General features: G+C 43.9%; 13 protein-coding genes and 1 pseudogene. 3 read left to right on the forward strand and 11 right to left on the reverse strand.

The window, feature by feature from the left end; translation table 11 throughout:
- Positions 1-92: 92 nt before the first annotated feature.
- The 5 genes and pseudogenes from ADK28_RS16420 to ADK28_RS16440 form a co-directional block, all read right to left on the reverse strand.
- On the reverse strand, positions 93-938 hold the full coding sequence (locus ADK28_RS16420; RefSeq protein WP_048796111.1) for a DUF4942 domain-containing protein: 846 nt from the start codon (positions 936-938) through the stop codon (positions 93-95).
- An 85-nt stretch (positions 939-1,023) separates the two neighbouring features.
- The gene (locus tag ADK28_RS16425; RefSeq protein WP_048796112.1) at positions 1,024-1,224 is read right to left on the reverse strand and encodes a DUF957 domain-containing protein; all 201 of its coding nucleotides are present in this window, start codon (positions 1,222-1,224) and stop codon (positions 1,024-1,026) included.
- Complete coding sequence (locus ADK28_RS16430; protein ID WP_048796113.1) at positions 1,221-1,598, reverse strand: TA system toxin CbtA family protein; 378 nt, start codon at positions 1,596-1,598, stop codon at positions 1,221-1,223. The genes ADK28_RS16425 and ADK28_RS16430 overlap by 4 nt, the downstream gene beginning before the upstream one ends.
- Before the next feature lie 60 nt (positions 1,599-1,658).
- Positions 1,659-2,039: pseudogene (locus ADK28_RS16435) on the reverse strand (antirestriction protein); the annotation flags it as partial.
- Between the two features lie 76 nt (positions 2,040-2,115).
- Positions 2,116-2,940, reverse strand: coding sequence for a DUF932 domain-containing protein (locus tag ADK28_RS16440; protein WP_048796114.1), 825 nt, complete (start codon positions 2,938-2,940; stop codon positions 2,116-2,118).
- Between the two features lie 657 nt (positions 2,941-3,597).
- Between ADK28_RS16440 and ADK28_RS16445 the strand changes: the two genes are divergently transcribed.
- Positions 3,598-4,239, forward strand: coding sequence for an inovirus Gp2 family protein (locus tag ADK28_RS16445; protein ID WP_065429418.1), 642 nt, complete (start codon positions 3,598-3,600; stop codon positions 4,237-4,239).
- 230 nt (positions 4,240-4,469) lie between these two features.
- Here the strand turns inward: ADK28_RS16445 and ADK28_RS33540 are convergent, their stop codons facing one another.
- The 5 genes from ADK28_RS33540 to ADK28_RS16455 form a co-directional block, all read right to left on the reverse strand.
- Positions 4,470-4,778: a helix-turn-helix domain-containing protein gene (locus ADK28_RS33540; protein ID WP_075202079.1), complete on the reverse strand. Its 309-nt coding sequence runs from the start codon at positions 4,776-4,778 to the stop codon at positions 4,470-4,472.
- 401 nt (positions 4,779-5,179) lie between these two features.
- Entirely contained in the window at positions 5,180-6,799 is a 1,620-nt protein-coding gene (locus ADK28_RS30160; protein WP_075202080.1) for a YfjI family protein, read from the reverse strand.
- 75 nt (positions 6,800-6,874) lie between these two features.
- Positions 6,875-7,090 (reverse strand): hypothetical protein, encoded by a 216-nt coding sequence (locus ADK28_RS31590; protein WP_065429419.1) that lies wholly within the window; start codon positions 7,088-7,090, stop codon positions 6,875-6,877.
- On the reverse strand, positions 7,087-7,602 hold the full coding sequence (locus tag ADK28_RS31595) for a hypothetical protein (RefSeq protein ID WP_152929707.1): 516 nt from the start codon (positions 7,600-7,602) through the stop codon (positions 7,087-7,089). Before ADK28_RS31595 ends, ADK28_RS31590 begins: the two co-directional genes overlap by 4 nt.
- Before the next feature lie 185 nt (positions 7,603-7,787).
- The gene (locus ADK28_RS16455; RefSeq protein WP_048796115.1) at positions 7,788-9,086 is read right to left on the reverse strand and encodes a tyrosine-type recombinase/integrase; all 1,299 of its coding nucleotides are present in this window, start codon (positions 9,084-9,086) and stop codon (positions 7,788-7,790) included.
- Positions 9,087-9,514: 428 nt separating this feature from the next.
- Between ADK28_RS16455 and ADK28_RS16465 the strand changes: the two genes are divergently transcribed.
- Positions 9,515-9,733, forward strand: a complete 219-nt coding sequence (locus ADK28_RS16465) for a TM2 domain-containing protein (protein ID WP_015376761.1) — start codon at positions 9,515-9,517, stop codon at positions 9,731-9,733.
- Positions 9,734-9,783: 50 nt separating this feature from the next.
- Here ADK28_RS16465 and ADK28_RS16470 read toward each other — a convergent pair whose 3' ends face one another.
- On the reverse strand, positions 9,784-10,314 hold the full coding sequence (locus ADK28_RS16470; protein WP_033641199.1) for a hypothetical protein: 531 nt from the start codon (positions 10,312-10,314) through the stop codon (positions 9,784-9,786).
- A gap of 486 nt (positions 10,315-10,800) precedes the next feature.
- Between ADK28_RS16470 and ADK28_RS16475 the strand changes: the two genes are divergently transcribed.
- Positions 10,801-11,916 (forward strand): hypothetical protein, encoded by a 1,116-nt coding sequence (locus ADK28_RS16475; RefSeq protein WP_233496232.1) that lies wholly within the window; start codon positions 10,801-10,803, stop codon positions 11,914-11,916.
- Positions 11,917-12,060 lie beyond the last annotated feature (144 nt).

Consider the following 12,060-nt stretch of genomic DNA (forward strand, 5'->3'; position numbering starts at 1 on the left):
CTGTCGCCTGACTCTGATTTATTCAACAAAGCCGCTCCACGGCATACGGCATACGGCATGTAAGCTGATGGTTTAATGAGATGAAGAGAAACTCAGGAGCGGGCAGGTAACATTGCAGGAAAATGCTTCGCAACAATATCATTCATCCTGTCAATCAAGTCTGGCTTTTTAAAGGTGATGTGGCTTGTACCTTTCTGGAAGTACTTAATCCTGAACATTTCGTCCTCATAATGGGTACTGTGTCGGTTTTCATGGATATGATCATTCAAACGACGGGTCACGTCCTCACGATTATCGGGAATAGGTTTGCCGTCGATTATCATTAGCATCCGTTCCAGATCAGCAAGACGATCACGTTGCCATCCCCAGTTAAGCCCAAAACCCCACCTGTCGCATTTGACCAGCCCCGTCACGATGATTTTATTTCCAAATTTGCAAGGGCTATTTGTCTTGAAATTCCACGATAAGCTTTTGAACACGTTAATAACACCCCGCTCAAATACGTCACTTTTGCTCTGGTGCAGTTGCTCAAAGGTACTGGCAATATTGGCTTCAGATATCTCGGGAATATCATCTTTTTCAAGGCTGTTGTACCACTGGTCACGAGCCTGAGCATCCATCAACGAAAGCATCCCTGACTTGCTCATCAGGTCCCGCCAAATACCACGATCGATATTTTGGATAATGGCTTTCATCGCTGTTTCTTTTTTCTCCATCAGCCAGCAGTCGTAGCGGTATTGCCGCACTCCCCATTCATTTGCTTTACCACCGCCGATGTTGCTGGTCAGCGTCGAGATATCGTCGAGTTGCTGTATCAGCGTTTCAATTTGCGCCAGTGCAGCATGACGTCCGGTGACAATGCGTTCAATACTGGTGGAGCAAATTACGTCGGTGTGGTCGGTTAATACTTCGGGTTCTGAGATGATGAGTTCTGACATTGTTTTTTTCCTTTATATAAAGCAAAGCGGCAGCCTGTTTGGGCTGGCGCTAATGCGAGTGTGATGAGTAGGGCTGGCAGGGCGGCTAATCGGATTTGGTGTGTTGCTCACGTTGAAGATGGCGAAGAGCACAAACATCATTTCTTGCCTGTTCTATCCAGGGCAACAGCGTTGCTGAATCCGTATTGTTTTTATCGTTATCAAAGATGATTTCAGATCCACAGTCGATATTGTCGCGTAGCCAGTCAATCAGGATATTGAGTGCGGCTTCAGTGGTTATCTTCATGTTTTCGCCACACTGTATTTACCAGTCGTGATATCGGTAACGGCCCTGTAACCCTGACGTTGCATCAGACCTGTTGCTTTTCTGGCCCGAAGTATATCGATACAGCTTATCAACGGTGATTGCTCAGCCATGGAGAAGCCGCAACGGTCAGTGCGCACAAGATCATACTTTTCGACGATGAAATTCACCGCGTCACACAGTGAGATACCGGCGTCAATGTGCTCGCTAATGACATTTCCATCACTGAAAGGTGTGTCCTTGATCGTAAGGCCGTAGTGCTGGTCAAGCAGGTACGTCAACAGTAACTGCCAGATTTCTACGGGAGACGGACGTGACTGAGCTGTCCGCACTGTGGAGACAGATTGTGTTTGCATGAGTGGATCTCTTTATAGGGGATGACGAAACTAAGGGAAGGTGTAACGGCGTTTTATGCGGTGGTGGCTGTACGTCATCAGACAGACGGCAATCCCGGCAGCTTCGGCGCTGAGCTCTGCACCGTTACCGTTCATGGTGTTGAACAGCGACCAGGGCTCATTGCTGTCATCGTCAGCTTCCGGAGACATAAACGCCCCGCCGTTGCTCAGTGTGTAAAAGTTCCAGATACCGCCGATGTAGTCCGTGCAGAATCGGTCCATCCACGCGAAAACAGTTGGTTCGAGGGTTATCCACTGCGGTATGTTGCCAAAGTGCTGAGGCCAGAACGCGATGCGCTGCTCGTCCGGGACAAGGGTGGTGGTTAATGCTGGTGCAGAACTGGCATTGGTAGATTGTGGCAGTAACGAATGCGTATCGTTAAGATTAATAATGTGGTTCATGGGTATATTCCTGGTTCATTAATGGGGTAAGTCCGTGGGAGTAATAACACGGGATATCAGTGAGTCAACGCGGTAGTTATTTGTTTAGCAAGTCAATCATGTTTTCAGCCATCACCCACAATGCACGGTTAAGCTTAATATCACCGTCGATACCTTTTACAGCACGTGTTCTGGATCGTTTACCCTGTACAGTACGACCAGATAGTCCACCTTTACTTAGATTTTCCTGAAGACGATTAAAGACCGTCCAGAGATCATTTGATTCATCCTGCCAGCGGCGGGGAGATAACAGCTGTGATTCAGTAACGGGGGAATGCTCTTCACCAAAACGATATGTCAGGGCGGCTTTAGCAAATGCCTGTTGAGCTGGGGGCGGTAATATTAGTGACTGCATGGCTTCACGGTTTTCTTCTATCCGATCAAATACGCCGAGGACTTCATAAGCACCTTCAATGACCTTATCAACGACATTACCAATGTGAGGGACACGAACCTCACCAAACGACTGACCGCAAATCAAACCGTTCTGGCAAACCGCTCTAAATAAACCTGGCAACATTTGATAAGAACTGGACCCGTCATGGCTGTTCAGCAGTATTATTTCCGGGACCTGATTGCCGGTAATTTGTTCTGCACGCCTGAGGCGGATCATGTGTTTGGTATGCTCTCGTTTATCGGGATTACGAACACGAGTCTGACATGCAAAGAATGGATGAAAACCTTCACGTTGCAGGTTATCTAACAGAGTTATGGTGGGGATGTATGTATATCTTTCACTGCGGGATTCGTGTTTTTCTTCTGAGAAGATGCTGGGGACATAATGCACTAATTCATCATGCGTTAAAGGACGGTCACGGCGAACAGAATTCACTGTACCAAAGCGGGATGCTAAACGAGTCATAGGTATTCCTTAAAATGACATAAGGCCCAGTGGGATGAACCACTGGGCCTTATAGAGTTGTTAAGAGAGATTAATATGAGAAAGGATAAGGTGGACACTATAGTTATATAGGTCTGAAATATTCTGTAAGTTAAAAATATTTCAGACTGTATATTCTATGTGATAACTCAAGAGTGATTACATAATGTTTTTTAATGTGATTTAATATAAAAGACATGTTTTCTTCTTTTATTGTCTCTGGAGTTATTTAATTGATTATTGTGTCGGTGTGTCTATTATGTTTATCAATGTATATGTTTGCTAATGTATGTTTGTTAATAATGTTTATTACAATACTTATTAAATAACTATCTGCATATTAAATATTGTTTGTTATTAATGTACTTGATTGATATGAGTATAAGTGTAAGTTAACATTATCTATATTTATATAGTGACAGGATATCTAATGCAATGGATTAAATCCATTATCATGATGTGTTAATTATTTGTATAAGACCTTAATGGAGTACTAAGGATACTATTCAACTATCTTTAGTGTTTGTCTGTATAACAATTAATGTTGGCTAAATAGATGTTTGCTAATGATTGTAGATTGATAATCTATGATTAGTTATTGAAATGATAATTATATAAATATTAAAAGGAAAGTTGTATATGAGTAAGTACATGATATCAAAAGGTAAGTTGAACAAGTATCAGCTTAAGAGAATTGAAGAAACAATCGATAATGCACTTGTAAAGCATCCAAGAATAACATCATTAAGAATTGATCTACATACACCTTTAATAGAGCATGATGTTGTTAATAATGATATGCCTGATGAAACTTATTTTGTTAAAATAGACTCATCTGTCATATCAAGATTTATAGCTTCACTAAAGGCAATAATTAAAGCTTATATTAAAGCAAAGGAAAAAGATGGTATACGGGTACATAAAACATCAGTGGGTTTTTTATGGGTGAGAGAATTTACACCTACGTCATCAAAGAAGCATTATCACCTTCTTCTACTCCTTAACAAAGATACATTTAACTATGTAGGTAACTTTAATGAGGATAAGGGGGCATTGGTTAGCTTCATTCACAGAGCGTGGATGAGTGCATTAGGCTTAACCTATCCTTACTATAGACAACTTGTTCATCTCGCAAAGAACGGTTGTTTTTATCTTAATGCTAAAGATGGTAAAGAATCCGAGGAATATAAACGGTTGATATTTGCAACCAGTTATTTTGCAAAAGAATATTCGAAGTGTTTTACTGATGGGGAGCGTAACTTTGGTTGTAGTCAGAAATGATTATAGCTATTAATGGTGGTTAGTGTTTCGCTATGATTTTATAAATGATTTGATTCTTTATCTATGAGCCTGTAAGCGTTTTAATAATAAACCAACACATATTGTTGCTGGTGGCTATTAAATCGCTTACAAAGCTTCCTGTGCTGTTTAAAGTGTATATGCAAACATAGTTCATGAGTGTGGTTGTAAATACCATTAAATATTGGCTGATATTTAATGGTAATCATTGTTTAGTTAGAGGAAACCCAGTTATCATAATTTATACTTTTAGCTGGAGTTGTTAGACTCGGGGTTGTCGTTGATATGTTCATATTCGATTCATCCTGGTTTTTAGATGCTGGTGGATTGTACCCAAGTATATCACTAACTGTACATTTGAATAGCTCACATAAGAGGTCTAGTGAATGAAGGCTAACTTCTTGAGTCCTCCCTTTGTCAAGTGATGATATGGTACTTCGATTCAATCCTGTCAGTCTGGCAACTTGTGCAACAGTAAGATCTCGTTCTTTCATTAGGCTATGAAATTTGATAGTTATCATCAGATTACTCCTTTATTGATGATGGATAAACATGTCATTTCTCGTGGTTTTTTTAAGTAATGCTATTTAATTTAACACTATGCTATTTGGTTTAGCACTATGCTATTTTATTTAACGTCATTATAGCGGTGCTCAACAGAAAAGTGTGTCAATGCCTTTTTTGAGTGTGTTGTGTGAACCTGTTTGTTTCTGCGTGTGAGTCGAAAGATGTTCATGATCAACCTGCATTGTTTAACAACTATTAAAGAGGGAAAGATCTCCATGGAGATAATCCTCCCCTCATTTGTTAAAATATTTTTTGTTCCAGTACCCTTAATCGCTGCAATATCTGCTACTGTAGCAGGAAATAGCAGGTGTTTAAGGCATTCATTTTAAAAATCGACCATAAGTGATGACGATATTTATTGGGCCTGCCATTGAGATATCACTTTATCATAGTTCCCATTTCTTCGGCTGACATGGCGCTTGTCTATGATTGAAACGATTGAAACCATGGGGACTGAGTCGTTGTAGACAAAGTTAGAATATCCCGGAGTGGATGTTGTTTGCACCAAAGGATGGGATATATGTTGCGCACCATTCGGTGTATATCTGATTATTGCAATCAAACCGAGGCTGATTAGCTGTTCAATAACAGGTTCCACGATTTCTGAATTACGTAATCGGCCTGGTCCGCTGGTTAGTATATCGTTTTTTGGAAATGGCATGCCTTGTCTGATTTTCATCCGCTCATGATTATCTGTATATGCATTTAATACCAGTGATTCGCCTTTAGGATTGTTAAATCGATTCTTAATCCAGACTGATAAATCATACACATCCTGCTCAAATTGATACTGCTTGGATGTTGGGTAAAATAATTGGCTCATTTGATGAAGGTGCCATTCAACAATACGATAAGCATTTGATATAGTGTTCAAAGAGATTAAGTTTGTACTCAGGCTACAAAAGTAATGGAAATTGCCTGCAATCCTTAATGCATTAGAATGAGATTTGGCGACTGCATCCTTAACATGTTCAAACTCCTCGCCTTCCAGTGTCTTTTTTTGTAAATCATGTACTTTGGCTTTAAGAAATGTCTTCGCTTCCTCTGTGAGCATCAGGGATGTTTTACTAAGGTTGTTACTGTAAAATTTATCTTGTTGAAGTTCCAGTAACTCGCGTACTCTCCCAGAGAAGACTGCCATTGATTCATCAAAGTTAGCAGAGTTAATATTGTGTTGAGCTGCAACGTTTGAATGTGTAATTTCTGAGTATAAAACCCTGGACATAAATCCACTACCCTTGGATAATTGTCCGGTATTTTTCTGATATTCGTCAAACACACCTGGTTGTGCCATTAGCGATAGGGTCAAGCAAGGTTTAAAATCGCAAGGCTCTCCATCAGCGCGTGAATAATGATAAGTTTCGCCATCCCAGGCTTTGTTCAACAACCCAAAGCTATTCCTGACATATCCTTTAAAGAACGTGATTGCTTCATCAGGCATTAATCCAACATAAGGGTACTCCATGAGTCCTTCAATTAATGTCTTGGGTGTTGTATCATCATAGAGAAGCTTCATGCACAGTGGTTTTTGTGGTTGATGCATAAAGTGTTCCTTGATTTTATTTTTAATTACACCTGTGTCATAACCCTTTTTAGCCGCTTGCTTTAGGTTACTCTTTAATCCTTTATGTACAGTTTGCCATGTGTCATTTTCTTGTTCATATACTGATAATTGCTCTCTGTATTCATTTTTCATTCGGGATGAAAATTCATTGAATGGCTTCATAAACTGCTTACTGACAGTCGTTTTACCTTCACCACTTTCAGCTAAGGTTATATGGTATAGAGAACAAGGTTCTGGATCAGATGAATAAGGCGGTATGATATTAACCAGTGACTGGCAAGCTAATGATGCGGCAGATAGGGCTGCATTCGCAATTAATATAGGGGATATGCTCTTATCTGTATCACTCCATGGAAGCAAGTTTCTGATCACAAAGGGAAGAGCATCGGTTGGATAACTATTTTTATTCATGATATGTTGATTTCTCATTTATGTACCCAACGTAACTAAAGTCATTACGTTGGATGATGATGTTATTTTATTTCTTTAGGCGAGAAAGCGTCGGCTGGAAAAGTATTTCTCGATATCCTTGCGGAACCAGAGGTTTCTCTTGTTTACTTTTTCTGGTCGCGGGAATCCTTCTGGATACTTGTCAAGATAAATCCATTTGCGCAATGTTTGTGCTTTATAGCCAAATGCATTTGCGACAAAATTGATATCAACGTATATCGATTCAGGAAGAGTTGAAATAGAATTTATCATTTCGCCACCTCAGAAGTTGAGGCCGCAATGAATGGCATAAATGAGAAAGAGTAGATAAAGATAAGGAATTCTATGACTTGATTCAGAAGGGGGAATAATGATGAATAAGATCTTTCGGGATCGGGGTCTGCAGGATCGTTACCACGGCTACTGTTTGATGAGCTTTTGGATTTAGCTGATTTACGTACATGTCGAGGTGATCTTGCTGAATTCAATTTCGAATTTATATAGAGAGAACACATCATTTTTGAACGAATTAATCGAACGAAAGATGCCTTGCGACGAAGGTGACTAAAATGATTGATAATACGAGTTCTAAATTTTTCTACGGATTCGTCAAAAGAGCTTATGCCATTTCTGACAAAATCCAGTAACTCGCCAGCTCTTTTAACCTCAGGACATTCTGGTAGCAAATTGTAAGCTAATGAAGGTTTATTTGGTGTAATCATGTATTCTTCTATAGAAGAAATGAGATGCTCAATACGCAACTCAATATGCTGATCTTCAGTCATACTGTTTCCTTAAAAAGTTAATATTTGATAAACGCCTTTTTCGGCGAGTGTTGAGGTACTACATCGGCTGATTCTACATAAAGATTTTCCGTTGTCAACAAAAACACCTGCTGTAACTTGCTGTAATCTATATGGAAAAATCAACGGGTATCAACACGGAACAACACCTATCAACACTATGGAAGTCATTTTGATTGCTTTAAAATCCAGCACTCGATCTTTTTATGCCATTTCCTCAGTAGATCCAACGGACGGCGACGATAGTGCTTTTCAGCAAGAGCGCTGGGTTTATGTCCCATGATTTGTGCCACGACTCCTGTTGGAACTTCCACCCATTCAGCCAGTGTGCCGAAACTGCGACGTAATCCATGCAAACTAATGTGGGGCAAACCTGCTCTTTCAAGTGCTCGGTTATGGGCTGAACGTGGTTCAATGATTTTTCCGCTTTTACTACTCTTGCTGGAGAAAATCCATGTATTCTGAGTAGTACTGGTTCCTAGCTTTGCTGCAAGAGATTTAAGCTGTTCCGCTACATATGGTGTCAGTGGGATGATTCTTTCCCCTTCAATTTTGTCCTTTATGCGCATACTTAACCATTCAAAATCAATGTCATTCCATTTTAAGGACGCAATTTCTTCCCTCCTTGCGCCTGTCAGGAGCAAAACTTGCAAGTAAGTTGACGCAACTGGGGTATTCAAGCTTTTGACAGCATAGAACCAGTCTTTGAGCTGCTCTTTTTGTAAACAATCACCTTCCTTGCTACCAGATACGGGAACAACTTTTCGGACATTGTGATCCTGAGTGATATCCAGTGAGATAATGCCTTGATAGTTGGGTTGGTAGCTCATCCATTTGATAAATGCACGTAATAAACGGTAGGCATGTGCTGTTACTGTTGGCCTGTTTCGTCTTTCCTTACTTAACCAATCTGAAATCACGGAAGCTGTGAGTTCAGATAGAGGAAGATCAAGTAAACAAGCAATTGGCCCCGCAATTGTTGAACCCTTGCCCCTTTTCTTTAGTTCACCACCCCGTGATGCTAAATGAAGATGATCGGTGATGTAGCGTTCAGAATATGGGCGCTTGGTTTTGGCACTGATACCTGTTTTTAATTCGTCAATGTAATCACTCCATGCGCTGGAAAAAGTGACCTTCGCCTTTCTGGCCTCTGTTTGGCGTAATTCAGCATTTGCAATTTTCTCAGCTTTAGCTAAGCGCGGATCTATGCCAGTGTCTATGAGTGTCTGAAGTCTTCGTGCTTCGGTACGCGCGTCTTCAATTCTCCAGTCATTGATGTTACCGATGGTGATGCGAATGCTTTTACTTGCGAAGTAACTTTGGAAGATAAACGACTTTGCGCCTTTAGTGACGCGACAGGCAAGCATGGATACATCCGCGTCCCACAGGAACGCCTGATCTTTTCCTTCTGGTAAACAAAATTTACGGATTCTCTCTATGGTGAGTTTTTGTCTGGGCTGTGCCATTTGTGGTCTCTCGTGTGTGTGAAATGACAGGCAATGTAATGTAAGTGCTCATGTAAGTAAATGCGGGCAATAAACATCAACATCAATGATCTTTTATCAACGCAAGTGTTTTGTTATTATCTGTTTTTAAAAGAAAACATGATAATTGATGTTATCTATCAGAGGGTTGGAAAGTCGTTAACTTCGGATTCGTAATGCGAAGGTCGTAGGTTCGACTCCTATTATCGGCACCACCTCCTCTCCAGACTCCCTTTGCTTACCCTTTCGCCGGTTAAACAACCGTTTAATTAATCACTGTTATAATTACCCCTGTTGAGTCTTGATGGGTGAATGTTTTCACCTCAAGCATTGCGATGCGGCGCTCTGCGGAGCGGCATCCGTTTTTTGGACATGCCGGTGGTTCGGTGAGAAGTAAGGAGAAGTGCACTATGAGCAGAAAAGACAAGCTCGCGGCGGCCCTGCTGGCCATCTTCCTGGGTGGGCTGGGCATTCACAAGTTTTACCTGGGGATGAAGTGGTGGGGGCTGTTCTACCTGCTGTTCTGCTGGACGGGGATCCCGGCGATTGTCGGCTTTATCGAAGGCATTATTTATCTGTTCCAGTCGGAAGAGAAGTTCAACCAGAAATACAATCCTGGTCTGATTTAAGGCTTTGCTGGCGGCGCTTCCTGCTAAGGGAAGCGCCGTTTTTCATTCCGTTATTGTTTCTTCATCATCTTGCCGCGCATTTCTTCACTCATCATTTTATTCGAGCTGGAAATGACGCAGTTATATTGCTTGCCTTGGTTAATGATCATAAAGGTGCTGACCGGATTTTTAAAATCCTTGTCGATGGTGAAATAAATATAGGCCTGCGGCAATGCGGCCGGTTTAAAGGCGCCGAAGGCATACACATCCGCCAGGCCCAGCGCGGAGAGATCGACCGTCAGTTCCATGGGCTTCATGGAATCCGGCGATGGGAACATCGATTTGGCCGACATCATCATGGTGCTGCTGTTGATGGTGTAATCGGTTTTAACCTTCATGCCCATATATTTCGATTCCGGCATGGAAAGTTCTTTTTTGCAGGCGGCGTCATGCTGCGGCGCCGGGCTGCCGTTTTCCATCACGGCGTGCACGTGTTCCAGCGTCACTTCTGCGTTGCCGGTGGTAGGTTGCGCATCGGCCGCGTAAGCCGCGCCGCTGAAGGCGGCCACAGAGGTAAGGATAATGCCCGTAACGATTTTCATTGTCGATCTCCGGAAAGCTAATAATGATATTAATTGCGGTGTGTAGCCTATTGGCCTGATAAAACGCAAAGTAACCCGTTCCGTGGAGATAAAATAGCCTCGGAATTTTTATAATAAATAGCGTTTCACCCACGCGGTACGCGAGGTTTTTTTTAATTATATTGAGAGTCTTTATCTTTTGTTTCTCAGTCTGTTTACCTGCATATAAAGAGTACGTATAAACATAGTCAATGTTTAGAATATGCACAAATTATTGCGGTTTTTTTCACTTTCATTTTTCTATTTTTAACAGGGTTATAAATATTGCATTGATAAACAGGGAGTTGTCTTTTCTACGTTAAAATCACGCAGTGAAGCATTATTTATGTAATCTTCATAGTCACAGAAATAACGCTGAAATTATTATCTTTCTATTTAACGGCTAATTATTCATTGCATAGGCTTCAACCGCTTGCGTTTCCTGCGCTAGAATCAGGCGGTTTTCTCGTGGAAAAGGATATCGTCATGGCCGCCTGGGCGCTTTTGATCGTCGGTTGGGTGTTGATTTGGCAGGATCACCCGGTTTGGGGTGTGCTGTGCATCGCGCTGTTTGCCGTGCTGCAATGGGCGAAGTACGCCGCTAAAAGCGGGCAAGAACCCGAAGAGGCGGCAGAGTGGCGCAAGACCGACTGGCATTCGCAGCCGATTGAAATGGCGCACGCCGGCGACAGCGATCGGCAGATTGGCGGCGTGGGGGAACTGGGCATGGGCGGCCCCAGCTTTTGGACGCTGCTGCTGCGCGACGGGGCGATTGTGCATGGCGCCTGTGCCGCGCCGCAGGACGTGGACGACGGCAAGCTGCGCCTGATCCCGACCCGCGGCCGCGAGGGAGAGGGGCTGACGGTCTACGAGCCTGCTGCCCGCATGATGTACGCGCTGCCGGCATTGACCGATCGCGAGCAGGACGCGTTGGCCGCCGGCTCCGCCGAGGCGCTGGCGCGGCTGCGGGAGAAATGCCGGCAGGCGGAGGTTACGCCGTTGCACCTTGTACGCGGTCTGTGGGTGCCGCAGTGGGTAGCGGATCCGGCGGATCGGCTGGAGATCGCCTTACCCAACGGCCGGATGCTGGCGGCGCGCTCGATGTTGCCGGCGGATCTGCGCCAGGCGGACGATCCTGCCGCGCTGCTGCACACGCCGCCTTATGAGCTGTTGCTGGATAACCGGCCGACCGATCGCTTCGTGCGCGATCTTGAACGCGTGGCGGGATCCCCGTCGGGTGACGGCTTGAGCGTCGGCGGCTGCCAGTTCCACGGCGAGCATATCGTCGATGGTCTGTACCATCTGTACTTCGCCGGCGAGTGGTTCAGCCTGCTCTCTTACGCGCATAAACCGGCGGGCGGGCGCGGTTCGGACACCACCTTTTTCGTCGAGCGGGTCGAGCCGCAAGACGGCGGGGTTTTTGTGATTGAATGGGATGCTTACAGCGTGGGGCCCGACGGGCGTGAGCCGCGCGTGCCGGCCCCGCCGGTATTGGTTATCGCGGTGAGTTGGCAGGAAACGCCGCTGCAGTTGCCAACGGCCAACAACCGCGTGACCGTGCGCTTGCCCAACGCCACGGCGTAAGGCTTAAGGCAACACCCTGACTTCGCCGTTGTGCAAGGTCAGCACCGCGATCGGGCTGCCGGAGAAGCACTCCCTAAAGATCCAATCGCTGGGCCGAAACGCCGCCGCAGGCAGGCCGGCCTGCCACTCCTCCCACTGCGGGGC

The organism is Serratia sp. 506_PEND, from assembly GCF_001076875.1.
Lineage (GTDB): Bacteria > Pseudomonadota > Gammaproteobacteria > Enterobacterales > Enterobacteriaceae > Serratia > Serratia marcescens.